Here is a 23716-nt window from a genome sequence, read left to right on the forward strand (position 1 = left end):
GGAGAAAAAATGAAAATTGCTATTGGATGCGACCATATTGTAACCTATGAAAAGATTGCTGTAGTTGATTATTTGAAGAAACAAGGCTATGAGGTCCTTGACTTTGGAACATATGACAATGTCAGAACACACTATCCTATCTACGGGAAAAAGGTGGGAGAGGCTGTAGCGAGTGGCCAAGCAGACCTAGGGGTTTGTATCTGTGGTACTGGTGTAGGAATTAATAACGCCGTAAATAAGGTAGCAGGTATCCGTTCAGCTTTAGTTCGTGATATGTCAACAGCTATCTATGCAAAAGAAGAATTGAATGCGAATGTAATTGGTTTTGGTGGCAAGATTACGGGTGAATTACTCATGTGTGATATTATTGATGCTTTTATAGCAGCTGAATATAAAAAAACAGACGAAAACAAAGAATTAATTGCCAAGATTAGTCATTTAGATCATGCAGAAGTAGACCAGACAGACCCAGATTTCTTTAAAGAATTTCTTGAAAAATGGGACCGTGGCGAATACAAAGATTAGATGAGGAGGTGACCTTATGTCAATCTTAACTGTCACAATGAATCCATCCGTGGATATCGCTTATCAATTACCAACATTCAAATTAGATGATGTGAATCGAGTGAGTAATGTGAATAAGTCTGCAGGTGGTAAAGGCTTGAATGTAACCAGAGTCTTAAAAGAAATAGACGAGGATCTTACAGCAACTGGATTAGTAGGAGGAGATCTTGGGAATTATATTAAGTCTCAATTAGACCAAGGAGCTATTCATCATGACTTTTACCAGATTAAGGGAAATACAAGAAACTGCATTGCTATCTTACATGAAGGACTGCAGACAGAGATTCTTGAATCAGGTCCGACCATCTCAGATGTAGAGGGAGAAGCCTTTAAAAATCATTTTGAAAGCTTACTTAAGGATGCTGAAGTTGTGTCAATATCGGGTAGCACCCCTTCAGGCCTAGCAACAGATTACTATGTTGAACTCATTATGATTGCTAATGCTAAGGAAGTCCCAGTGGTATTAGACACCTCCGGAGAAAGTTTAAGACAAGTTCTATTATCTGGACATAAACCAAAAGTCATTAAGCCTAATGTGGATGAATTATCACAATTACTAGGCAGAGAATTAGATAAAGATTTAAATCTATTAAAAGAAGCACTGCAAGACAGCTTATTCAATGGTGTGGAGTGGGTCATTGTCTCACTCGGTTCTGAAGGTGCTTTTGCTAAACATAATGATTTGTATTACAAAGTAGACATTCCAACCATTGATATCGTGAATCCGGTTGGATCAGGTGATTCGACTGTAGCAGGAATCGTATCGGGAATCACTCGTAATTATGACGATGTGGCATTGCTGAAACATGCGAACGTCTTAGGAATGTTAAATGCTCAAGAAGAAATAACAGGCCATGTTAATTTGAATAACTATGAGGCCTTATTCAATAAAATTCAAGTTAGAGGAGTATAAAAATGACTAAACTAGATTACCTAAACAAATTGACTGATGATAAGGGCGTTATCTCAGCCCTAGCCTTTGACCAACGTGGTGCTCTAAAGAGAATGATGAGTAAGTATCAAAGTGAGGAGCCAACCGTTGAACAGATTGAACGATTAAAAGAAATTGTATCAGAAGAACTTACACCGTATGCGTCATCAATTCTACTTGATCCAGAATACGGTCTACCAGCTGCGAAAGTACGTGATGATAATGCTGGATTATTACTAGCCTATGAAAAGACTGGATATGACGCTACGACGACCGATCGTTTACCAGATTGCTTAGTAGAATGGTCAGTAAAACGCATTAAAGAACAAGGAGCAGATGCTGTTAAGTTCCTACTTTATTATGATGTGGATGGTAGTGAGTTTGTTAATCTTCAAAAACAAGCCTACATGGAAAGAATTGGTTCAGAATGTGCGGCAGAGGATATTCCATTCTTCCTTGAAATTCTTACATACGACGAAAATATTGAAGATAACGGAAGTCTTGAATTCGCAAAATTGAAAGCGCATAAAGTGAATGGTGCGATGAAAGTATTCTCTCAAGATCGCTTTGGAGTTGATGTGCTTAAAATGGAAGTGCCAGTGAATATGAATTATGTAGAAGGATTTGCGAGCGGAGAAGTATTACATACTCAAGAAGAGGCCAAAGCAGCTTTTAAAGAACAAGATGCGTCAACAGACCTACCTTATATCTATCTAAGTGCAGGTGTAAGCGCTAAATTATTCCAAGATACTTTAGAATTCGCTTATGAAGCCGGTGCGAGATTCAATGGTGTATTATGTGGACGTGCAACATGGGCAGGATCTGTTCAAGTCTTTATTGAACAAGGGGAAGAAGCGGCTCGTGAATGGTTACAGACAGAAGGAAGAAAGAATATAGAAGACCTAAATGAAGTCCTTAATCGTACTGCAGTAGCCTGCGACTTTGGGTTATAATAAAGGTATTCTGGAAAAAGGAGGAACTAACATGAACAAAGATGAAGTGGGAATGATTGGCTTCGAAATTGTTGCCTATGCAGGAGAAGCACGATCTAAACTATTAGATGCTTTGAACAAAGCAAAAGATGGCGACTTTGACGAAGCTGAGAGACTTGTGGCAGAAGCTGAAGAAGGGATAGTTGGTGCACATAATGCTCAGACTGATCTTCTTGCTAAAGAAGCATCTGGCGAAGAGATTGAATACAGTGTCATTATGATGCATGGTCAAGACCATCTGATGACGACCATACTACTTAAAGATCTAATTAATCACTTAATTGGATTCTATAAGAAAGGCTAGGGTAAAGATATGAATACATTAATTGCTCAAATTGAAAAAGCCAAACCTTTCTTCGAGAAAATTTCTCGTAATATCTATATTCGTGCTATCCGTGATGGTTTTATCGCGGGTATGCCAGTCATTCTATTCTCTAGTATATTTATTCTACTAGCCTATGTGCCAAACGCATGGGGATTCCACTGGAGTCCTGAAGTAGAGAATTTCTTAATGGTCCCTTATAACTATTCTATGGGAATCTTAGCTTTCTTTGTATCAGGGACGACAGCAAAGTCATTGACCGATTCTATGAATCGAGACATGGAATCAACTAATCAGATAAACTATATCTCAACTATGCTAGCAACGATGGTAGGCTTCTTATTGATGGCAGCCGATCCTGCCCAAGAAGGTGGATTCTTAACGGAATTCATGGGGACGAAGGGGCTAATCACAGCCTTTATCGCTGCATTCGTGACGGTCAATGTCTATAAAGTATGTGTGAAGAATAATGTGACGATTCCAATGCCAGAAGAAGTCCCACCTAATATATCTCAAGTGTTTAAGGACTTAATTCCTTTTACTGTCTCAGTGGTTATCCTTTATGCGGTTTCGCTATTTGTAAGAAGCACACTGGGCGTAAATGTTGCTGAATCTATTGGTACCTTACTTGCGCCTTTATTCCAAGCAGCAGATGGTTACTTGGGGATTACCCTTATCTTTGGTGCGTATGCATTCTTCTGGTTCATTGGGATTCATGGTCCTTCAATTGTTGAGCCAGCTATTGCAGCTATTACCTATGCCAACATTGATGTGAACTTACAATTACTACAAGCAGGTGAACATGCGGATAAAATCTTAACATCTGGAACTCAGATGTTCATTGTCACACTGGGGGGTACTGGTGCAACGCTTGTTGTTCCATTCATGTTTATGTGGATGACTAAGTCTAAGCGTAACAAAGCCATTGGACGCGCGTCTGTTATACCCACATTCTTTGGGGTGAATGAACCTATCTTGTTCGGGGCACCCATCGTCTTGAATCCTGTATTCTTTGTGCCATTTATCTTTGCACCGATTGCCAATGTTTGGATCTTTAAATTCTTTATCGATGCCTTAGGAATGAATAGCTTTACAACGAATCTTCCTTGGACAACACCAGCACCGCTTGGTATCTTGTTAGGAACGAACTTCCAAGTCTTATCCTTTGTCCTGGTTGCCGTCTTAATCATCGTGGATGTCTTAATCTACTACCCGTTCTTGAAGGTCTATGACCGTCAGATTCTAGCGGAAGAAGAGTCAGGAGTATCATCGTCTGATGAATTAAAAGCCAAAGTTGAACAGAGCTTTGATACACGTAAAGCTACAGCGATTCTTGAGAAGAGTCAAGTTGAAGAGACTACAACAGTGAAAGCGGAGCCTTCAACAGCTGTTAAAGCGACAGAATCAACTAATGTACTGGTACTATGTGCAGGTGGTGGAACGAGTGGACTTTTAGCCAATGCCTTGAACAAGGCTGCCAAAAAATATGATAGACCTATTAAGGCTACAGCTGGAAGCTATGGAGCACACCGCGAGATACTTCCTCAATATCAATTTGTTATTCTAGCACCACAAGTAGCTTCTAATTATGAGGATATGAAAGCAGAGACGGATAAGTTAGGCATCAAGCTGGCTAAGACAGCCGGAGCGGAATATATAGCATTGACGCGTGATGGTGAAGGTGCTTTAGCATTTGTTGAAGAGAATTTACAATAAGGAATCGAGGCTAATTAATGAAAACATTACCAAAGAACTTTATTTTCGGAGGGGCAACTGCGGCTTATCAAGCAGAAGGAGCCACCAAGACGGATGGCAAAGGGCCTGTTGCTTGGGATAAGTATCTGGAGGATAATTACTGGTATACTGCGGAACCTGCAAGTGATTTCTACCACAAGTATCCCGTTGATCTTCAGCTTGCGGAAGAGTTTGGTGTGAATGGTATTCGAATCTCTATCGCTTGGTCACGAATCTTTCCAACGGGTTATGGAGAAGTGAATGCAAAAGGGGTTGAATATTACCACAATCTATTCAATGAATGTCATAAACGACATGTGGAGCCTTTTGTAACACTCCATCACTTTGATACACCGGAAGCACTTCATTCTAAAGGTGACTTTTTGAACAGAGAAAACATCGATCACTTTGTCGATTATGCAGAATTTTGCTTTAAAGAATTCACTCAAGTAAAGTACTGGACTACTTTTAATGAAATCGGACCTATTGGGGATGGGCAATATCTGGTTGGTAAATTCCCGCCAGGTATCAAGTATGATCTAGCTAAAGTCTTCCAATCACATCATAATATGATGGTTGCCCATGCAAAATCGGTCAAATTATATAAAGAAGCGGACTATAGCGGTGAGATAGGTGTAGTGCATGCCTTGCCAACTAAGTATCCTCTAGACCCAGAGAACCCTGAAGATGTACGTGCGGCGGAGTTAGAGGATATCATCCATAATAAATTCATCCTGGATGCGACTTATCTTGGAGAGTATTCTGAGAAAACTATGGATGGTGTGAATCACATACTTGAAGTGAACGGTGGACAGTTAGACCTAAGAGATGAAGACTTTGAAGCTTTAAAAGCTGCCAAAGATATGAATGACTTCCTTGGAATTAATTATTACATGAGTGATTGGATGAAAGCCTTTGAAGGTGAGACAGAGATTACACACAACTCTAAAGGAGATAAAGGTGGATCTAAATATCAGATTAAAGGTGTCGGCCAGCGAGAATTTGATGTTGATGTCCCTCGTACTGATTGGGATTGGATGATTTATCCTCAGGGCTTATATGATCAGATTATGCGCGTTAAAAAAGATTATCCGAATTACAAGAAAATCTATATCACTGAGAATGGATTAGGCTATAAGGATGATTTTGTTGATGGAACTGTCTATGATGATGCACGAATTGACTATGTGAAACAACATTTAGAAGCCATTTCAGATGCGATACGAGACGGCGCTGTGGTTGAAGGATACTTCATCTGGTCTCTCATGGATGTCTTCTCTTGGTCTAATGGCTATGAAAAACGCTATGGACTATTCTACGTAGATTTTGAGACGCAAGAACGCTATCCTAAGAAGAGTGCCTATTGGTACAAAGAACTTGCAGCAACTCTAGAAATTAAATAATGACTTAAAAGGGAGACGCGGGTCTTCCTTTTTTTATTTGTCGACTAAGTTAGAAAGTTAATTTTAATAGATATTAATTAAGAAACCTACTAAGTGAATCTCTGTGAGTTTGTGACGGTCAATCCAAAGAAACTCCCCCCATGCCTCGGCTTGGGGGGAGTGTACACTAACTAACCTATCTCGGTAAAGGTAATAAACATAAACATAAAGCCAACAATAATCAGTGTCACTGCTGTGACGACGAAGCCAATCTTAATCATTGGCCCAGGCTCGGCACCTTTAATGTACAGTCCAACAGTCCATGTGGAAAGAGAGTCAAGGTTGAACAGGATTAGCACACCGACCGTAAACAAACCAATGAAGTAAGCAATGGCTAGCCAAGTGCGAGACCAGTAGGCGTTGTTGCGCGCCTCAATCAAACTAGCCCCATTGCGAATTAAAACGCTGAGGTTGTTGTTGCTGATTGCGTCACTGTCGGAAGCTAGAGTATAGAGTGGGCGTCCAGCGGAGTCTTCGCCATCTACTGTAAAAGCTAAGTCCTGCCCATCCACTGTGACAGTCCGGTCCGCTATATTCACCATAGCAGTCGGCACGAACATGAAGTCTTGGTTGATGTCGCTAGTAATGGCGTTATGGAATTCTAAGGCTGACTTGGCTAGTAATTGTTGCTCGGACATATTGACGAAGAAGGGCGCGCTGGTCACACCGGCATCATCACCGTATTCACCACCCTCTGCATTTTCATCAATATACTGGTCCAAGCGCTCCAAGACTTGATTGTGACCACCACTGAGGTAGATCTCGTAAGCCTCAGGGACGGTGGCGCGGATGGGGGCGTCGGCTTTGCTTTTGGTATAGGCTAACAAGAGGGCGGGGGCTAGGATGAGAATGATAAGACTCAAAATCTTTAGTTTTTTAGTCATTGTCGGATCCTCCTCTATTGTAGATGACCTCGCCATTTTGGGTTATAGTCTCAGCAATTAGGTATAGAACTCGGCCTCCAGAACCCGCATCCGCTCTTATAACGCCAAGGCTGCGTCCATCAACTGTCACATTCCCTTCAAGTATAGGGAGACTATTGCCTTCAAGGTAGATAATGAAGGAGGCAAAATAATCATTGTCGTCAACTTGAAGGGTCTTCCAATTTCCAGAACCTAAGTCGGTTATGATCTCGCCCGTCACTTGAATTTCCTCTTGGTAGTGGGGCATGTTGACTTGGTGGTCGTCTAGTAATTGTCGGTAGATTTCCTTCTGATCAGTTTGATTAATGACCACTTGCTCATCAATCTGGTAGTCGGCGTAGATGCGGTCTGGATTATTCAACCGGTCTACAGTAGCTAGGTGGTGGACGTCTTCGTCAATCCGGACGTCTTGGGCCTGGTTGCTAGGGACGGAGTCGAAGTAGTAGGTCTCGGGGTCTTCAAGTTGAGAGGTCGGAATCTGTAGGGACATGCTGAGGGTGTTGTCAGTATAGCCGTTAGATTGGACGTGTATGCGGCCCATCTCCACATCCTCTCCCGCTTGGAATTTTTCATAGGCTAATTCGATAGCTTCCTCGTCTAAAGTCGGATCGAGTAATTTCCCGAAGAAATGGAAGTAGCTTCGCGTCATCTTATCATAATAGAGGTTGTAAGACTCGTCGAAGGTGTCGAAGCCATTAGTGAAGCGAATCTCTAGGACATTCCGCTCACCAGTCAAGCCAGAGAAAATGTAAAATTCATTCAAACGGCCAGCTTTGGCCATTTCAGATGGGTAGTAATAGACGGTGTTGCCCCACGCATCGAGGTGGTCCTCTGTCAGCTCGAAGCCAAAAGTCTGGCTTAATTGGTCCAGAATGCGATTGATATAGGCACGGTCGACAAAGACTTCTTCGCCTTCATAATCGGGGGAGAAGATATCCGGGGAATCCCCTTCTAAATCATAGAAAGAGTTAGTGAGATTCACTGTGTCAGCATTGTTATAAAGCGACAGCGGGAAATGGTAAGAGACCTCAATATAATCATGATTGTGATGACGGTGATGCGAAGCATCAAAGCTATGACCTGATAGCTCAATCTTGTCTGTCGAAGTGGAATCCTCAACCCAAGGGGCATAGACTTCACGTAAGTTTGCCTCAGAGATCGTCGGATCCACAAGATGAACCAGACTGACAAAAGTATCAAAGTCCAAAGACGGATTCGGCAGTATATACTGATAGATATAGATAAGGTCACGGTTTTCATCCATCCCCGAAAAGAACCCAACCATTACGTCCTCATCCTCAATCGGAACTAGTGCAGGATAGCGATTGTTCCTCTCCATGGCCTCCAGGACAAAATCCTTAGAAATCTCCACCTCAAAGTCCTCAATCACTTCATTGTACAAACGGTTTGTCAAGCCAGACCCAGAAAAAGGCACAGGCGCGCCTTCATAATCCTTCCTAAAGACAGGAGATAGAGACTGAGCCTCCGCCCTTTGAATAGGTATTAAAGAAAGTAAAAAGCACAGTAAGATAATCTTCTTCATCATTTCACTCCTCAAAAAATCATCCAAGTGATTACTATATTAACCACCAGAGAAAAAAGCAAACAATAACTTGATTATAATATAATAATAAATGAAGGTTGGGGCAAGTGATATGCATAGGGGAGGGTGAGAAAGAAATAAATTGTAGTTAGAATAAAAAATCGAGATGAATTAAATTATTTTTGAATTGTCAATATAAGCTAGACAAACGTGAGTCATTTATGTAATTTGAAAATACTTCCAAAGGTGTTTGATAATTTAATGATTTTCTAGCAAGGTGACCAAACTCATCTTTAAATAGAGGGTAGTCTTTTTCTCTTTCAGAGATATTTCTTTTGAACGCTTGTTTTCCCCGTCGTTCTTGGTGTTCGTTTGACTTTCTCTTGCCTTCCATAGGGAGTGTTGTGATATCAAAGATGCCATATTTAAATCGACGATATAAGGTTCTCATTGAACAACTGATTGGCTGCTCAAAACATCCAATGATGACGTCTGGTGGCCATCCTTGAGCAACTTTTTCTTTAATATACTTCGGTTCCTTTTTAGGTAAAGTGATTTTATGTCTACTGCAACATTTTTTATTTTTTTGTAGTATTTGTAGTAATCGATCGCTGGGTTACCTTTCTGCTCTTTCTATTACAGTAGGTTCAGTAGCTCATGAAATTAATATTATGGAGCAATCACTAGACTTTCATAAAAAAGAATTATGGACACCGATAGCTGATGAAAATGAGCCACCTTCTTTTACACGAGTTGGTCCGGATATTAATAATATGTTAAAACCAGAAGTTGTTCACTATGGTGGTAACATGATATTGCGAGAAAGCGGTGGACACATTACAGAAAATACGGGTGGTAAGCTACCTTTATTGTCAAACTTACCAATGGAAAGATTATTTACATACGATGTGGGTTCTAGTTTTTCAGCACTTATGGTTACAAATATACTTGGGAAAATTGCAAATAAATATCCAAATGGATCTGCTAATTTGTTGAAAAACCTATTGTTACCACTACTAGATTATCTGAAATTAAAAATGTTAAAGGGACTAATACCGATAAGAAGAAGTTGCACTTTAGCACATCAGGTTACGGTTTACCACACTATAAGAATACTATAGCGTCCTTTGATAAAAGAGTAGTTTTATTGGATGAAGCTACATTGGATAAAACAAGATTCAAGTCTATTCTATTGATGTTCCAAAGCTTTTTTCGAATCCAAATGTCATAAAATGGTGCCAGTGGCGCTAACATTCAATCCACCAACAAGAATGACTCGCGGAGATAGTTATTTAGGAAATCAATTGGAGTTTAAATTATTCCATACGTTAGACTCTGATATCATTGTAAATAAATTTGCTGAAGTAGATTTAAGTGATGAGGAACAACTTGCAAATGTGATTGATAAAAAATATGAAATAGTTATGGATCCGGGAATCGATACTCGTAAAAAAGGATGCCATCAAAAAGGTGTAAAAGAGTATAAGAGGGAACCTCAAAATATACCTACTTCGTCCTTTACACTTGTTATAATTAATTCAAATAAATGGATTAATGATCTAAATTATACTCAGGATTATTGCGTGTCTATGGTGATTGAACATATAGAGGAAATTAAACTTTACAATAAAATAATAAATACTATTCAATCAAGAGTTAGAATTCGATAATATTTACTTTTGACCTGTTCCCACGAACGTACGAAATAGTCGACATGTTACCGCATACGACCATTTCACCAAAAATCGCAAATACATCAATTCTATCAACTCGTCCCATGTTCCGCCCATGCACGGATTTCCCAAGAAGACAAGCAAAATGAGCAAGCTGAGTGGCTGAAACATTGTATGTTTAATGGTATAATTCATGAGGGAACAAAGTGACTTCATAAACGTTGGTTTAGAAAGCATATGAGTCATGTGAAAAGAATATGAAAGTTGGATGTTTTATATGAAGCAATTTATTAAACATTCCCCCTTGGCTTTGGCCAAGTTGATGTGTTTGTGTGAAAACCACCAATTCTAATAAACATATTGAAAGGGGAGGCTTATGGAAATAATTATATCTTCAATGTTAGTTTTTATCTCTACGTCCATCGATTATTTGGTTGTTTTAACGATTCTTTTCTCTACCATGAATACTGGTAAACAACGATCAATTTATATTGGCCAATATATTGGAACGGGGTTGCTCGTTGGCTTTAGTCTCATTGCAGCGTACTTCCTGAACTTTATTCCACAAGATTGGGTGATCGGGTTACTTGGTTTACTTCCTTTGATTCTAGGGATTCGGGCTATCTTCATCGATGAAGATGTAGATGAAAAGGACTTGGAAGAAAAGATGTCGCATAGACAGTCAGAAGTTGCGAGTGTGGTTGCTCTGACCATTGCCCTTGGCGGAGATAATTTGGGAATTTATATTCCTTACTTTACTGGTATGTCCTTCCAGGAAGTCATTGTTGTGATCCTTGTTTTTATCATTGGGATTTTTATCTTATGTTATTTATCCAAACGACTGGCTTCGGTTCCTATGATTGGTGAAGTAGTTGAGCGTTACGAAAAAGTCATCGTACCAGTCGTTTTCATCGGCTTGGGTATTTTTATTCTGTTAGAGAATGGTACGATTCAACATCTTTGGTCACTGATTGCATAGAATTTTAAGCAGCTTCACGGATAGTAGAATATACCATTAAAGTAGATAAAGTTGAGCTGAAAGCTGAGATACAATACAACTGAGATGTCAAAAAGACACAGAGTGATGCAAAAAATTTGCATCGTTCTGTGTCTTTCTTTGTCTGTACTAAAAATTAGTCGTTAATGGCTTTGTATATTACGTCAGTGTACGTGAAGTTAAACAAAAGGTTCAAGATGGCGTCATAATGGTCTCTGCTCATACTGTTTTTAAAGTTTTCATAATCATTAATCTGAGAATTCCCAATGCAACAAATACAAGTTCGACCTATGTGTGCACCTTTTTCTGGCTCTTTTGTACAAACTAAAAAAATCAAATCATGTTCATTTGCATCGCCAGATTGACTCCTACGAAACCTGAAGTGAGGCATAACCTGCAACTCATCTAACCCATTCACAAACTCATTAAAACGAATACTCTTTTCTGGTAACAATACAACCACTCCTAGTTATTTATTCAATTAAAAAAAGCACAACGAGATTCGTCGTGCCAAATAACTGGGTTAGACTCATCTTTCTCTTTCGAGTTGGATTTAGCACCTTGCCGTCGGTAGGTTGCTGAAGCGTCATCGGGCCAATTCCCTCTGCTTACTCTGGATAAGTTGTGATTTTTAATTGTATACTAATAGTAACATAAAAAATATTTTTGACGAGTAATATTTAGTGATAAGTCATTTATATAAAGAAGTGAAAATAATGTGGTATGAGGATGAAGCTTTGATCAATTTATCTATTCGACATAAAGATGCTATGGATAATAAAATTGTTACTGAAATAGAAGAAATATCATTAGACAAAGTATATTGGGAAGGACTGTCTAATTCAACAATAGTTAATTATTCTAACCTTCTTTCAACTTTAGGTAGGATACCATCAGCAATTCAGAAAACTATAAAAGTTGCAGTAACTGGATTTAGTATGGCAGTAGGAAACTTAGACGGTTATTTAAAACATTATGTCCAGTTAGATTATAATACAGGGCATAAGAACTTCTTTTTATATGAGATGCGTCTTTTATTGAAATTTGTTACCGAGAACAAGGACAGCAGTTTATACCCACAAGCATCAGAGAGGTTTCAAAAAGAACTGGATGATGGATTAAATTTTTTTGAGGGAGTAACCATTCAATCGCTAGATCTTAATGATATTTTATTGTTTAGAGAAGAGATATCAAAACTGGAAAGTATCAAACAGTTTAACCTTTAATACACTTAACGATTATGACACATCAAATATTAGAGATAATGATGTTTTACATTTCCCAAGTATGATTCGTCCGATATCAGAAAAACAACTTATATTTGATGGAATATCCAATAAAAAACATATTTTTCAGATGGAAAGGTGTATCTTGTAAATTTACATGATTATCGAGTATATGGAATGAACATAGACAAAATTAAGGCAGGGTATAGAGCAATTTATTCACACTTTGACCGGATAGCTTATTTTCTTAATGAATATTACGAATTTGGGATCCCTCGTAAATTTGTCAATTTCAAAAAATATTTGGAACGCAACTACAAAGAAAAAACAAACAGGGAAAGTAATGATATTAATAAACGTTTGGATGATAACTACCTTGTTATTTATCCAAATGATTGGCTTCGGTTTTGCTTGTTTAATAGAAAGCTAGCGTATTTAAATTGAACGTCTGAAATAATCATAGATATAATTCAAGAGATAATAAGCAATGTAGCATATATCAATACATTTGCTTGGAAGTTTGCTAGTATATATAGAGAAAAAGCAAAGGGGAGGAGTAAATTATGACATATTCATATAAATATATTGTGATAGGTGGCGGAATGGCTGGAGCGAATGCAGCGATTGAAATTCGTAAGCATGACCCTGAAGGCTCATTATTGATTGTCACACGGGAAGCTGATAAGCCTTACCACCGTCCACCTTTAAGTAAAGAATTCTGGACAGAACCAAATTATCCAAAAGAGTCTATCTACTACGACTTAATCAATGATAAGTCGATTGATTTCTTAATAGAGACCACAGTTAAACGAATCGATGCAGATTCACAGGCTATCGAAATTGAGAATGGTGAAGTCTACCAATATGATAAGTTGCTTTATGCCCTTGGTGGTGACCCTAAGTGGATTGATGGCCCTGAGAGTGAGCGCGTCCTTGCGATTCGAACTCTAGAAGACTACCGCGCACTACGTCGCTTAGCCGATAAGGGGAGAAAAGTAATTATCGTTGGTGGTGGCTGGATTGGGGCAGAACTTGCAGCTGGTCTAAAGGTTAATGATCTCGATGTGACGCTTATTTTTCCAAACGACACACTAAACGAAAAGCGTCTTCCGCTAATACTTGCAAAGAAATTTCAACAACGCTTTATTGATCTTGGAGTTGAATTGATTAACAATGCTTATGCTGATAGTTACAGTGTAGAGGGCGATCAAGTGCATCTAAAACTAGAGGATGGGCGTGAGTTTGCCGCAGATATACTTATATTAGGTATTGGTGTCCAGCCAAATCTTGACTTAGCAGAAGCAGCTGGCCTAGAAATTGGCAATGGTGTCATTGCTGATAAATATTTACAGACTTCTAACGAAAACATCTATGCCGCTGGTGATATCCTTAATTATCCAGACGTTATTATTGGACGAAATCGCTTCGAACACGAAGACCAAGCAGAACATTCTGGTCAGACAGCAGGGCGTAACATGACGGGGGCTAAAGAAGCTTATAGTCATGGTGCACCGCTATCATATACGGATGTTTTAGATATTTCTATTGAAGGTGTCGGTGAACTAAGTCGTAACCATGATGATGCGATTATTGAAGAAGTTGATGGTGGTTATATTGTTTATTATCTCTTTGAAGGGAAACCAACAGGCATTTTGACATATAATGTGAAAGTCGATCTGGATAAAGCCCGTGCCATTCTTGCTAACCCACCAGAAAGCTCTGAGGGGCTACGAGGATCGTTAAAGCCTTTGTGACTAATTAGTAGCTTTGAAACAGCATTGAAAGAGAGACTCAACAACAAGCCTTTCAGGCATGCTGTTGAGTCTTTTTTGGTGCTTGGAATTTATTTGTATTCTTTTTTTACAATCCTATGCCTCATGCTTGTGGAAGTTGAATTTTAAAATCAAATTGATATGAGTATTTATGAAAAAGCAATGATTGAAAATCGTCAAAATGATGAAAGTATTTCCCATGAAGAAATGAAGCGAGAACTTGGACTATGAAATAAGGAATCGAAAACCCAAGGTTAGTTGGTAAGTCTTTAACTGGTAATTTTAGTGGGCAGTGGCGTTACAGGATTGGTGATTATCGCTTAATTTGTCACATCGATGACAATGAACTAGTTATATTATCTTTGGAAGTAGGGCACAGAAAAGATGTTATAAATAGTTATTGATTAAAAGGCTTTTTTTAAATTTTGGATAAAAGTTGGAACGAAATAGTTTAAGCTCTTTTTTAGTAAAATTAATATGATAGAAATGGTAACGTAATCATCCGTTAGAGTCTTGATTTTATACAAAGACGAGGCTAAACTATATGAAGATATTTACATCGTATTAGTAAAAATTATAGAAAAGAAGGTTATAGTATGATAATGAAATTTATGAATAGAATTCCGGCAGGGAATTTTATTGTGCCACTAGTTATTTCAATGGTCTTATATACATTTTTCCCTAACTTATTGAGAATTGGGACAATTACGGAGTCATTCCTTTCAGCAGATGGATCAAGCTTTGTTATTGGAATGTTATGTTTCTCATCAGGGACAACCATTAAGTTGAACGACTTAAAAGATCTTATTAAGTTTCAAGGTAGCTTAATATTAGTTAAAATGATCCTATCCTTAGTTTTAGCATTTGGATTTTTATTCATGTTTGGTTTAGAGGGAATTTGGGGTATTTCAGGATTGGCTTTTGTAGCTACAATTATATCTACAAACCCAGCTGTTTATGTTGCACTTTTAACTGCGTTTGGTCGTGAACGCGACGCGGGAATTTATCCTTTCGCTGGAATTATAGCACTTCCGATTTTACCATTGATTGTTATGAGTGTATTTGCTTCAGGTGGTTTAGCAGGTGTGAATTGGATGCCAGTGATTTCAGTATTTGTTCCTTTATTTTTAGGGATGATATTAGGGAATATTGATTCATCATTCTCAGACATTTTTGCAAAATGTTTACCAGCTCTTTTAATGTTATTAGGATGGACTTTAGGACAAGGTATGAACTTTATTGAGGCCATTAAATCAGGTGTACCAGGTGTCTTAATGACTGCATTCTTCTTAGTTGTTACTTTACCTGTTGTTTTTATGTTTGAGAAGCGAGTACTCAAAGGGGAAGGATATTCATCAATTGCTTTAACAACTATTGCTGGAGTTTCAACATCAACTCCCGCAGCTGTTGCAGTGGCACTACCTGAATTACAACCTTATGTTACTTCAGCTACAGCGATTATCTTAACAGGTGTTGTTATTACATCTATAGTAGCACCATTTTTATCAGCGAAATTAGCCAGTAAACGTGGCGACACTTTTTAATAGTTTATGGGAAACGACACAATGTTTAAACATATTGTGTCGTTTTTTTGATGTTTACTCAATTCACGGCTTTTGTTGTTGATTGCTCGCAATGATATAATTTAAACAGAATAGGAGGCTTTACTATGCGCTATGTACTTTTACTAAGAGGTGTTAATGTAGGTGGTAAGAATAAAGTGGTGATGGCTGACTTAAAAAATAATCTTGAAGTAATGGGATACACTCATGTGAAATCATATATTAATAGTGGCAATGTGTTCTTTAATAGTGAGGATGCAGTGGAAGAGATGAATGAAAACCTTCACACTCATTTCAGTCATACTTATGATTTTGAATTGTTATTCGTCATCCTTGGTGCTGATGAGTTTATTCAGGAGTATCACAATCTACCTGAATGGTGGCAAGATGATTTCGCCCGAAAAGATGTTCTGTTTTACACTGATTCTATTGATAAAGCCGCTTTGAGACAAACGATTGAGGCTATGAACGTTGGTGACGAGATTATTTATTTTGGAGAACTTGCTGTTTACTGGGGGAAATATTCGGAAGCAAGTTTCAAAAAGACTGCTTATGCGAAATATTTAATTCGGACACCATTCTACAAAAAAATGACGATCCGCAACGGGAAAACATTCGAAAGAATATACCAGATGCTATTAGAGTAATCACTAGTTGGAGTGCTATGACTGTATCCGCTACTTGTTTATTGTTATACTTCAGTTAATTAAATGCGGTTACATTAAGGAGCTGAAGTATATGAAGGGGCCAGATAAGGATAAATTATATCCTAATAGACTCATTAAATCAGTGTGTTATATAAAAAATCTACCCAAAAGGGCGAATGTAGAAATAGGAGATTATACGTATTATAGTGATAATACGAGGTCGCCCGATAATTTTTATGAGAACATTGAACATCATTATGATTTCTTAGGTGATAAACTAATTATTGGAAAGTTTTGTGCGATTGCGGAAGGTGTTAAGTTCATTATGAATGGCGCAAACCATCGTATGAATAGTGTAACAACGTATCCGTTTAATATTTTTGCTTCGGGTTGGGAAAAGGTGACGCCGACTGTCGAAGAGCTACCTTTCAAAGGTGATACAGTTATTGGTAATGACGTTTGGTTGGGTCAACATGTAACAATTATGCCGGGGATTACAATAGGGGATGGTGCGATCATTGCGGCCAATTCAACTGTTGTTAAAGACATCGAACCTTATTCCATATACGGTGGAAGCCCCGCAAATTTTATAAAGAAACGATTCAGTGATGAGACGATTGAGTCATTGCTAAAACTGCAATGGTGGGATTGGGATGAGGATAAATTATTTAATCATTTGGAGATGTTGACTTCATCAGCTGGGTTAAATGAAATAACAAAACATATTGAGAAGGATAGTCATTAATTCTTCCATCTTCAAGGAGATGAAGAAGCAGGACAGGTCTTTCTAGGAGAAGCACCAGAGATTATGGAAAATGATCACTGGCAAGATATTGAAATAAACTAAACAAAAAAACCGATGTGTCTGCTTTAGACTCATCGGTTTTATTTTTTTACTCAACCATTTGATATTCAATCCAAGTTTGTTGTTCGACATTTTGTAATTCATTCTTTAAATCAGGTAGTGCAAGTGAAATGCCACCGTCACTATTATAGAAAAGATAAGCAGCGTCTGTACCTGAACGGTAATTAGCAGTTTGTCCAAATATATTTAAGTTTGTCTGCGCGAAAACTTCTCTATATTTTGCTTCATCAAAATGAGCAACATTTATTTTATTTACAATATCATTATTTATTGTTACATCATAAGTGGCAGGGTCATTTGCGATACTACCTTGATAAGAGAGTATGCCAGAGCGAAAGTCTATTTCGATTTGTTTAAAATTTGGGTAATGAGATTCGAATAAACGTCTTCCATTCATTTGAGACATATCAACATAGTACTCAGCCTCTGGATTGGCGATGATGGTAGATGAACTTGTACCAGCATTTAGACTATCGATATAGTCATAAAAATGCATAGGAAGATTCATTTTTTCTGCATTTGACCACCCACCTGGTAAGTATCCTATTACAGCATTTCTAAATGCTTGACGATTACCAGGTGTATAGTTATGGTGATTTTTCAAAATAATATCAATAATTGTATCAAATACTTCTTGAGCTTGTTCATAGTTAAAACTATCACCAAGAATTGATGGAGCTTGTAACTCTTGAATGACAAAATCTACATCAATATAGTCAGTTAGATTGTCTGAACTAACGGTGTCTTCTGAACTAGTAGGATCATTTGAACCTAGTATTTCAGGGTATAAGGTCGAAATAAAATTCACAGTGGTTGAAGGATCCCCACCCGTCGGCATACTTGTTTTATGAAGGACGAGAGTATTAAAGTATGCATCTTCTGGCAATGCTGCTATTTGCTCATCAGTAAAGTTATGGAATTCACCGTAGCCATATTCAATGACAGATTTAAATTGTTCTACTAAATGTGGATTCGCTTTGGCATATTCTACTGCCTCATCGTAGGAAAGAATCCTCATATCAGATGCTACCACTTCCGTATCGTTAGTTTGTGGTGGTGTTGAGTTGTTCGTATGATCAAACAATTCAGTTGTAATATCAAATTGTCCATCATCACTGACTTTATTTTCTAAGATAATTCCCGTATGTGGCGCTAAGTAAGTGGTGTAAGTGTAGTTATCAATCTGTTTTTCTAAAACGACAACATTTTGATAGACGGTATCTAAATGCGTAAAAGAATCTAAAATATCAACAACGAAGACAGGTTCATCTTGGTAATAGCCTTGATAAAAGACTTGACCAGCAGTTAATGTACTAGGTAGGATAAGTGACTGATATGTATCTGTCGAATCAGAATGATATCGGTAATCAATAGATGGATCTTCATGCGGGAAATAGGCTAATTCATAAATTCCGTCATCTTGAATTTGGTAAACATAGACGGTATTTGTTGCGTTATTATCAAAATTAAATTGATAAACATTCGCTTCGTCCGCAGGGTAATTACGAATCACTTCGTAATCATCAAACTCCATAAAATCAGCGACATGATTATAAGCATCATGGAAATAATAAGGCGCATAGTTAGTGCCAGCTACAGTTGTAGTAGCTTGAGCGACGGGCATTTGAATCGAAAATAGGAACAGATAAGTGATGAAACTCAAAATGAATGAGCGCTTTTTTTTCATTTAGTAAACTCCTTAAGTGTTATATTGCATTTATTATAGCATATGTTTGAATATGAGGGACATGAGTAATAAAATAAGAGTGCAAAGGTCAGGGCACTAGTCAAACGGTCATAAAAGCAATGAATAAGGACTAAAAAGATGGAATTATACAGTGTAAATGGAAGTATCTCGGCAGCAGACGGCAAACGAAGGAGCTGTTAGCTTACTTATTAGAAGTAGCTAGTATGAGTTTAGGCAATGAAGAAATTTATTTTGGCAAGTTAGCTGTTTATTGAGGGAAATACGACGAAGCCAGTTACAAAAAGACGGCGTATGCAATATACTTAGTAAAGTCCCTATTTTATAAGCAAATAACTGTTCGAAATGGAAAAACATACGAAAAGATATATCAAAAACTAATGGAAAATTAAATGAAGGCAGGTAAAAAGATGAAATTATTAGTATTAGGTGGAACTAATTTCTTTGGTAAAAAAGCCGTTAAAAAATTATTAGATAATGGACACGATGTTACAATCGCAACGAGAGGGAATAAGTCGAATCCATTTCAAGGACGGGCTGGGCACATTACTTTAGATGCAAGGGACAAACATCACGATGGCTGGACTGAGGTGTTAGACCAGAAATGGGACGCTGTCTTTAATAATGTGTGTTATACAGCTGATGATGCGCGTATAATGGTTGAGAAGTTTACGAATGTTATTGACCAGTTCTACTTTACATCTTCAATGGCAGTTTATAGTGGAGATATTGATGGGTATACAGAAGCGGATTTTGACCCATACACATATCAGATTGACCCTAACAAAGAAGTAAATTATGGAGAAGGGAAGCGTCAGGCAGAGAAAGTGCTGTACACTGAAGCACCATTTAACGTGACAGCCTTCCGTTTTCCAATTGTATTAGACTTGGATGATTATACAGAGCGACTGCATTTTTATGTTGAAAAAGTTTTGAACAATGAAGTGATTCACTTTTATAGTCCTGATGTAAAAGTAAACTATGTCAAAGGAACAACAGCTGCCGATTCAATTGTTTGGGCGATTGAAAACCAACAGGAAGGCATCTTCAATATTAGCTCACGCAATGCGGTTACCGTAGAGACATTCATCGCTTGGTTAGAAGAGATGACGGGACGCACAGTTAACGTAAATTATACGGATGACAGAAAAATTGAATCACCATTTAGTACGGTTCATGATCAATATCTTCGCTCAGATAAGATTGAGGAAGCAGGTCTTGACTTACATAATTTAGAAGATTGGTTGAAACCATTAATCCAAGCAATTGCAAAAGAAGGGTAGAGATATATGTCGATTACCATTAATATCTACTATTCAGGTAAAGAAGGGAACGCTAAGAAGTTTGCACAAAAGATGCATTCAAAAGGGATTGTGGATGCAATTCGAGAAGCTGAGGGCAATCTCAGATATGAATATTTCACTCCATTGAAAGATGAGACAACGATCCTATTAGTGGACACCTGGACCAATCAACAAGCGATTGATACCCATCATGCTTCCTCAATGATGCAAGAAATTATTGATTTACGAGAGAAATATGACCTAACAATGCGAGTTGAACGTTACACTTCTGATGAAGAGGGTGTACCAGAGTCTGATAAAAAGTTTATAAGAGAATAATAAAACAGCCTGTTGCTAAATTTTGTTGGTAACAGGCTGTGTTTTTTTACGCATCCCACTGGTATTTTTTCATATCGACATGATTTGTGTTTTTAAATTCAACACCTTCTTCTAACAGAAGTTCTTTTTGATTGAGGAAAGATGGAGCAAGTCTTCCTGCGTGATTGACAACACGGTGACACGGGTACTTGCCGTAATAACTTGACTGACTCAGAACTTTACCAACGAGGCGCGCATTTTTATCGCGTCCAATAAGTTTGGCAATTTGTCCATATGAACTCACTTGACCCTTAGGGATTTCTTCAACAACAGCTAATATTTCGTAGATTAAGTCTTCAGACATTTTTGCAGGCATATTGACAACTCCTCTATATCGCATTTAAATATAATATATCATAGACACTCAGTGTATTTGGTAATTTTTAACACTTACGTTATAATACCCCTAATAATAGAAAAGCAAAACATATTAAGAGCAAGTGTGAACTTGAAAGATAAGATATGATTATTGATGCGCACTTTTTAGTAACTAAGTGACGCTTTTTTTATTGACATGAATAAAAGAATATATTGTGTAATGGAGGGATAGATTCTTGACTACATATTACGGGGATTCAAGTTCGAATCAATTGGTACTAAAAAATCTACCCAACCTTGACGATTCAAGAGATTGAGAAAAGTAACAAGCACATCGATTGAAAGGATGATACGATGATTGAAGTAGCTAAGAAGTATGGTATACATTTAGTAGAGAATACGTTAAAAGACGTCAATATGGGACTTGATTTTCAAGTCATTATTGGACAAGACCATAGCGGACAAGAGTGGATTTTACGTGTTCCAAGGCGTAAAGAAGTCTTCTTAAAAGCTCAAGCTGAGAAGAATATTTTGGAGTTGGTTAATCAATGGACTGACTCGGTTCAAGTACCAAACTGGGAAGTGTTTACGGAAGAACTAGTCGCTTATAAATCCCTAGCAGGACAACCAGCTGTCACAACTGATGCAACAACTCAAGAGAACACGTGGGTATTCGAAGTGGATAATGTACCAACTGAGTATACTGAGAGCTTAGGTAAAGCAATGGCTGATATCCATTCGATACCTTCAGAAAAAGTTGATGAAGCTGGACTGAAAGTTGAACCAGCAGATAATTTAAGAATAATTATGAAAGAGCGAATGAGTAGAGTCAAAGAAAACTATCCTGTTCATGAAAAACGTTGGCAACGATGGGAAAACTGGTTAAATCAGACTGATATGTGGCCTAAGGAAACCGGCTTTATTCATGGTGACTTGTATCCTGGTCATATTCTGATTGATGCTGAATCGAAAGTCTCGGGAATAATAGATTGGACAGAAGCAAAACATGCGGATGTATCCAATGACTTTACCGCCCATTATTTATTGTTCGGAGAAGACGAACTCGTGAAGTTAATTAAAGCGTACGACAAAGCAGGCGGTTATACATGGCCTAAAATGAAAGAACATATTATTGAATTACTATCAACACAAGCAATTACCATTGCAGAATTTGCTGAAACATCTGGTTTGGAAGCTTACAAGCAAGCTGCAAAGGACATGTTGAGTCAAGAATAATTGATTCAGAGAAAGAGGAATTAGATGCAAGATTACTTAATAACAATAGAAATGTTTATGATTGTACTAATTGGCTTCATGAATATTTACACGTGCCATCTTTACTATCGAGATAAGCAATATTCACAAACGAATCAATATAGAATTTCAGAACGAAAATTATTACGATCGAGTTTTTTGCTCGGCGGTATCGGAGCATTTTTAGGAATGCGTATCTTCAGACATAAAACAAAACACCTTAAATTCCAACTATTAATTCCAGTTGCAGCTATTTTCACTTTAGCTGTGTGGAGTTGGTTGATTTTTGAAATAGTTCGAACGATTTAACTATGCATTCTATCGATACATAAGATATTTGCTTATTTTTAAATTTTTAAAATGGAAATCACCTTTTTTTACGTATATATATATGAGGTGATTTTATGGAGAAAAATATTGAACTGATCCATTTGGAATATTTAGAAAAAAGATTCCTTGCTCTGGATACGAGTAAACTAAAAAAATTAAAATATTTAACTCGTGGCTATCAAGGCGAAGCAGAATTCTTACTTTGGTTCAAAAAATTTGGGAGTGAACATGCCAAGATAATTCCTAATTATTGGTTTCACGATGGGAAGACGATGGAGTCCGACTTTCTTATAATGACTGAAAAAGTATGGTATACCGTCGATGTTAAGAATTTTGATGGAACGTTCGAGTATAAAAATAACGAATGTTGGCTGAACGGTTATTTGTTTGATGAAAACTTTTTTCATACGATGTCGACTCGCGTTCGCAAACTACAACGCATAGCTCAAGACGTGTCTCGCAATATTGAAGTCGTAGGAGCAATGGTATTTATCAATGAACACTGCGAATTGAAAATTGATAGCCAAGTGGACTTTGATATCGTGACTCGCAATCAATTAAAAAACTATTTAACAACAGTCAAGCAATATCGTCCATTGTCTACTGATTATAATAAACAAATTGACACTGTACTGGATCGTTACAGAACAACAAATCCATTTCGACCAACTGGACTAAAGCCAGTAGAGTTGGATAAACTAAGGAGAGGGATTTGTTGTTATAACTGCTCAAGTTATAGTATTCAAATAACCAAAAAAAATATCAAATGTAAGCAGTGTAATTTTGATGTTCTTAAGAGGGAAGGCGTTATCGAAGCTGCTCGCCAATTACGATATATTTTTATCGATAATCCTGAATTTGTAACGACTGATAGTGTTTGGCGATTTTGTGATAATTTGATTAGTAAAAATACTATAAGGCGTGCGCTGACTAGTCAATATGAAAGAAAGTCTAGCGGAAAGAGTACGTATTACGATATACCGATTTCTAACTGATTCTAGAATTATATTTAGTTTGCTTGCCAGTCATACCAGCATTCATATGGGAGTTAAGCAGCGCTAGCCTATCATACCAGCATTCATATGGGAGTTAAGCATCGCTAGCCTACCATACCAAATTTCATATGGGAGTTAAGCGCCGCTAGCCTACCATACCAAATTTCATATGGGAGTTAAGACGTGTTTGCCTACCATACCAGTATTCATATGGGAGTTAAGCATAGCTAGCCTACCATACCAGCATTCATATGGGAGTT

The 23716-nt window shown here is 37.7% G+C and carries 26 protein-coding genes and 1 riboswitch; of the genes, 21 read left to right on the forward strand and 5 right to left on the reverse strand.

The genetic code is table 11. The features are described from left to right. Nucleotides 1–9 precede the first annotated feature (9 nt). Genes lacB through lacG form a run of 6 tightly spaced genes read left to right on the forward strand, consistent with a single transcriptional unit; the run spans nt 10 to nt 5946 of the window. Nucleotides 10–525 (forward strand): galactose-6-phosphate isomerase subunit LacB, encoded by a 516-nt coding sequence (gene lacB, locus HYQ40_09945; protein ID MBZ6528084.1) that lies wholly within the window; start codon nt 10–12, stop codon nt 523–525. 16 nt (nt 526–541) lie between these two features. Continuing rightward, nucleotides 542–1477 carry a tagatose-6-phosphate kinase gene (locus HYQ40_09950; GenBank protein ID MBZ6528085.1) on the forward strand — a complete coding sequence of 312 codons (936 nt, stop codon included), beginning with the start codon at nt 542–544 and terminating at the stop codon, nt 1475–1477. Nucleotides 1478–1479: 2 nt separating this feature from the next. Continuing rightward, nucleotides 1480–2448: a tagatose-bisphosphate aldolase gene (gene lacD, locus HYQ40_09955; protein ID MBZ6528086.1), complete on the forward strand. Its 969-nt coding sequence runs from the start codon at nt 1480–1482 to the stop codon at nt 2446–2448. A gap of 31 nt (nt 2449–2479) precedes the next feature. Continuing rightward, nucleotides 2480–2791, forward strand: a complete 312-nt coding sequence (locus HYQ40_09960; GenBank protein ID MBZ6528087.1) for a PTS lactose/cellobiose transporter subunit IIA — start codon at nt 2480–2482, stop codon at nt 2789–2791. A 9-nt stretch (nt 2792–2800) separates the two neighbouring features. Further along, nucleotides 2801–4525, forward strand: a complete 1725-nt coding sequence (locus HYQ40_09965) for a PTS transporter subunit EIIC (GenBank protein MBZ6528088.1) — start codon at nt 2801–2803, stop codon at nt 4523–4525. Between the two features lie 17 nt (nt 4526–4542). Next, the gene (lacG, locus tag HYQ40_09970) at nt 4543–5946 is read left to right on the forward strand and encodes a 6-phospho-beta-galactosidase (protein MBZ6528089.1); all 1404 of its coding nucleotides are present in this window, start codon (nt 4543–4545) and stop codon (nt 5944–5946) included. Between the two features lie 170 nt (nt 5947–6116). On the opposite strand, the gene HYQ40_09975 is transcribed toward lacG, so the two are convergent. Continuing rightward, nucleotides 6117–6869, reverse strand: a complete 753-nt coding sequence (locus tag HYQ40_09975; GenBank protein ID MBZ6528090.1) for a hypothetical protein — start codon at nt 6867–6869, stop codon at nt 6117–6119. Continuing rightward, nucleotides 6862–8451 (reverse strand): hypothetical protein, encoded by a 1590-nt coding sequence (locus tag HYQ40_09980; GenBank protein MBZ6528091.1) that lies wholly within the window; start codon nt 8449–8451, stop codon nt 6862–6864. The genes HYQ40_09975 and HYQ40_09980 overlap by 8 nt, the downstream gene beginning before the upstream one ends. A gap of 671 nt (nt 8452–9122) precedes the next feature. On the opposite strand from HYQ40_09980, the gene HYQ40_09985 reads away from it, so the two are divergent. From HYQ40_09985 to HYQ40_09995, 3 genes are all read left to right on the forward strand, one after another. Further along, on the forward strand, nt 9123–9572 hold the full coding sequence (locus HYQ40_09985) for a S8 family serine peptidase (protein ID MBZ6528092.1): 450 nt from the start codon (nt 9123–9125) through the stop codon (nt 9570–9572). Between the two features lie 111 nt (nt 9573–9683). Further along, the gene (locus HYQ40_09990) at nt 9684–10121 is read left to right on the forward strand and encodes a hypothetical protein (GenBank protein ID MBZ6528093.1); all 438 of its coding nucleotides are present in this window, start codon (nt 9684–9686) and stop codon (nt 10119–10121) included. A 379-nt stretch (nt 10122–10500) separates the two neighbouring features. After that, the gene (locus tag HYQ40_09995; protein ID MBZ6528094.1) at nt 10501–11103 is read left to right on the forward strand and encodes a CadD family cadmium resistance transporter; all 603 of its coding nucleotides are present in this window, start codon (nt 10501–10503) and stop codon (nt 11101–11103) included. Between the two features lie 154 nt (nt 11104–11257). Here the strand turns inward: HYQ40_09995 and HYQ40_10000 are convergent, their stop codons facing one another. Continuing rightward, a complete protein-coding gene (locus HYQ40_10000; protein ID MBZ6528095.1) occupies nt 11258–11575 on the reverse strand; it encodes a hypothetical protein in 318 nt (105 codons plus the stop codon). A gap of 72 nt (nt 11576–11647) precedes the next feature. Next, a riboswitch (SAM riboswitch) is annotated at nt 11648–11745 on the reverse strand. A gap of 92 nt (nt 11746–11837) precedes the next feature. Here HYQ40_10000 and HYQ40_10005 point away from each other — a divergent pair. The 7 genes from HYQ40_10005 (at nt 11838) to vat (ending at nt 17073) form a co-directional block, all read left to right on the forward strand. Continuing rightward, nucleotides 11838–12347, forward strand: a complete 510-nt coding sequence (locus tag HYQ40_10005) for a hypothetical protein (GenBank protein MBZ6528096.1) — start codon at nt 11838–11840, stop codon at nt 12345–12347. 138 nt (nt 12348–12485) lie between these two features. Next, nucleotides 12486–12791, forward strand: a complete 306-nt coding sequence (locus HYQ40_10010; protein MBZ6528097.1) for a hypothetical protein — start codon at nt 12486–12488, stop codon at nt 12789–12791. A 119-nt stretch (nt 12792–12910) separates the two neighbouring features. Then, nucleotides 12911–14101, forward strand: a complete 1191-nt coding sequence (locus HYQ40_10015) for an FAD-dependent oxidoreductase (GenBank protein MBZ6528098.1) — start codon at nt 12911–12913, stop codon at nt 14099–14101. A gap of 257 nt (nt 14102–14358) precedes the next feature. Then, nucleotides 14359–14523 carry a type II toxin-antitoxin system RelE/ParE family toxin gene (locus HYQ40_10020; GenBank protein MBZ6528099.1) on the forward strand — a complete coding sequence of 55 codons (165 nt, stop codon included), beginning with the start codon at nt 14359–14361 and terminating at the stop codon, nt 14521–14523. 192 nt (nt 14524–14715) lie between these two features. Next, nucleotides 14716–15663 (forward strand): 2-keto-3-deoxygluconate permease, encoded by a 948-nt coding sequence (locus HYQ40_10025; GenBank protein MBZ6528100.1) that lies wholly within the window; start codon nt 14716–14718, stop codon nt 15661–15663. Nucleotides 15664–15788: 125 nt separating this feature from the next. Beyond that, complete coding sequence (locus tag HYQ40_10030; protein MBZ6528101.1) at nt 15789–16328, forward strand: DUF1697 domain-containing protein; 540 nt, start codon at nt 15789–15791, stop codon at nt 16326–16328. Nucleotides 16329–16419: 91 nt separating this feature from the next. Then, on the forward strand, nt 16420–17073 hold the full coding sequence (gene vat / locus HYQ40_10035; GenBank protein ID MBZ6528102.1) for a Vat family streptogramin A O-acetyltransferase: 654 nt from the start codon (nt 16420–16422) through the stop codon (nt 17071–17073). Nucleotides 17074–17221: 148 nt separating this feature from the next. Here the strand turns inward: vat and HYQ40_10040 are convergent, their stop codons facing one another. Further along, entirely contained in the window at nt 17222–18880 is a 1659-nt protein-coding gene (locus HYQ40_10040; GenBank protein ID MBZ6528103.1) for a hypothetical protein, read from the reverse strand. A 428-nt stretch (nt 18881–19308) separates the two neighbouring features. Here HYQ40_10040 and HYQ40_10045 point away from each other — a divergent pair, with 428 nt between their 5' ends. Further along, a complete protein-coding gene (locus HYQ40_10045; GenBank protein ID MBZ6528104.1) occupies nt 19309–20181 on the forward strand; it encodes an NAD-dependent epimerase/dehydratase family protein in 873 nt (290 codons plus the stop codon). A 6-nt stretch (nt 20182–20187) separates the two neighbouring features. Then, nucleotides 20188–20520 carry an antibiotic biosynthesis monooxygenase gene (locus HYQ40_10050; protein ID MBZ6528105.1) on the forward strand — a complete coding sequence of 111 codons (333 nt, stop codon included), beginning with the start codon at nt 20188–20190 and terminating at the stop codon, nt 20518–20520. A gap of 46 nt (nt 20521–20566) precedes the next feature. Here HYQ40_10050 and HYQ40_10055 read toward each other — a convergent pair whose 3' ends face one another. Beyond that, nucleotides 20567–20875, reverse strand: a complete 309-nt coding sequence (locus tag HYQ40_10055) for a methylated-DNA--[protein]-cysteine S-methyltransferase (protein MBZ6528106.1) — start codon at nt 20873–20875, stop codon at nt 20567–20569. Between the two features lie 356 nt (nt 20876–21231). Between HYQ40_10055 and HYQ40_10060 the strand changes: the two genes are divergently transcribed. The 3 genes from HYQ40_10060 to HYQ40_10070 all read left to right on the forward strand — a co-directional run bounded on the left by HYQ40_10060 (nt 21232) and on the right by HYQ40_10070 (nt 23456). After that, nucleotides 21232–22113, forward strand: coding sequence for a macrolide 2'-phosphotransferase (locus tag HYQ40_10060; protein ID MBZ6528107.1), 882 nt, complete (start codon nt 21232–21234; stop codon nt 22111–22113). 78 nt (nt 22114–22191) lie between these two features. Beyond that, nucleotides 22192–22440: a DUF1294 domain-containing protein gene (locus tag HYQ40_10065; protein MBZ6528108.1), complete on the forward strand. Its 249-nt coding sequence runs from the start codon at nt 22192–22194 to the stop codon at nt 22438–22440. 95 nt (nt 22441–22535) lie between these two features. After that, nucleotides 22536–23456 (forward strand): NERD domain-containing protein, encoded by a 921-nt coding sequence (locus HYQ40_10070; protein ID MBZ6528109.1) that lies wholly within the window; start codon nt 22536–22538, stop codon nt 23454–23456. The last annotated feature ends 260 nt before the right edge of the window (nt 23457–23716 follow it).

It is taken from the genome of Aerococcaceae bacterium DSM 111021 (assembly GCA_020112395.1).
Classification (GTDB): Bacteria; Bacillota; Bacilli; order Lactobacillales; family Aerococcaceae; genus Ruoffia.

Excerpts from the sequence above, each read along its gene's own strand:
- HYQ40_10040 (MBZ6528103.1), bottom strand. The coding sequence starts at position 18,880 with ATGAAAAAAAAGCGCTCATTCATTTTGAGTTTCATCACTTATCTGTTC.
- HYQ40_10045 (MBZ6528104.1), top strand. The coding sequence starts at position 19,309 with ATGAAATTATTAGTATTAGGTGGAACTAATTTCTTTGGTAAAAAAGCC.
- HYQ40_10070 (MBZ6528109.1), top strand. The coding sequence starts at position 22,536 with ATGGAGAAAAATATTGAACTGATCCATTTGGAATATTTAGAAAAAAGA.
- HYQ40_10050 (MBZ6528105.1), top strand. The coding sequence starts at position 20,188 with ATGTCGATTACCATTAATATCTACTATTCAGGTAAAGAAGGGAACGCT.
- HYQ40_10005 (MBZ6528096.1), top strand. The coding sequence starts at position 11,838 with ATGTGGTATGAGGATGAAGCTTTGATCAATTTATCTATTCGACATAAA.
- HYQ40_09965 (MBZ6528088.1), top strand. The coding sequence starts at position 2,801 with ATGAATACATTAATTGCTCAAATTGAAAAAGCCAAACCTTTCTTCGAG.
- HYQ40_10060 (MBZ6528107.1), top strand. The coding sequence starts at position 21,232 with ATGATTGAAGTAGCTAAGAAGTATGGTATACATTTAGTAGAGAATACG.
- HYQ40_09985 (MBZ6528092.1), top strand. The coding sequence starts at position 9,123 with ATGGAGCAATCACTAGACTTTCATAAAAAAGAATTATGGACACCGATA.
- HYQ40_09950 (MBZ6528085.1), top strand. The coding sequence starts at position 542 with ATGTCAATCTTAACTGTCACAATGAATCCATCCGTGGATATCGCTTAT.
- HYQ40_09975 (MBZ6528090.1), bottom strand. The coding sequence starts at position 6,869 with ATGACTAAAAAACTAAAGATTTTGAGTCTTATCATTCTCATCCTAGCC.
- HYQ40_09995 (MBZ6528094.1), top strand. The coding sequence starts at position 10,501 with ATGGAAATAATTATATCTTCAATGTTAGTTTTTATCTCTACGTCCATC.
- HYQ40_10065 (MBZ6528108.1), top strand. The coding sequence starts at position 22,192 with ATGAATATTTACACGTGCCATCTTTACTATCGAGATAAGCAATATTCA.
- HYQ40_09990 (MBZ6528093.1), top strand. The coding sequence starts at position 9,684 with ATGGTGCCAGTGGCGCTAACATTCAATCCACCAACAAGAATGACTCGC.
- lacB (MBZ6528084.1), top strand. The coding sequence starts at position 10 with ATGAAAATTGCTATTGGATGCGACCATATTGTAACCTATGAAAAGATT.
- HYQ40_10025 (MBZ6528100.1), top strand. The coding sequence starts at position 14,716 with ATGATAATGAAATTTATGAATAGAATTCCGGCAGGGAATTTTATTGTG.
- HYQ40_09980 (MBZ6528091.1), bottom strand. The coding sequence starts at position 8,451 with ATGAAGAAGATTATCTTACTGTGCTTTTTACTTTCTTTAATACCTATT.
- HYQ40_09960 (MBZ6528087.1), top strand. The coding sequence starts at position 2,480 with ATGAACAAAGATGAAGTGGGAATGATTGGCTTCGAAATTGTTGCCTAT.
- HYQ40_10055 (MBZ6528106.1), bottom strand. The coding sequence starts at position 20,875 with ATGCCTGCAAAAATGTCTGAAGACTTAATCTACGAAATATTAGCTGTT.
- HYQ40_10030 (MBZ6528101.1), top strand. The coding sequence starts at position 15,789 with ATGCGCTATGTACTTTTACTAAGAGGTGTTAATGTAGGTGGTAAGAAT.
- HYQ40_10015 (MBZ6528098.1), top strand. The coding sequence starts at position 12,911 with ATGACATATTCATATAAATATATTGTGATAGGTGGCGGAATGGCTGGA.
- lacG (MBZ6528089.1), top strand. The coding sequence starts at position 4,543 with ATGAAAACATTACCAAAGAACTTTATTTTCGGAGGGGCAACTGCGGCT.
- lacD (MBZ6528086.1), top strand. The coding sequence starts at position 1,480 with ATGACTAAACTAGATTACCTAAACAAATTGACTGATGATAAGGGCGTT.
- vat (MBZ6528102.1), top strand. The coding sequence starts at position 16,420 with ATGAAGGGGCCAGATAAGGATAAATTATATCCTAATAGACTCATTAAA.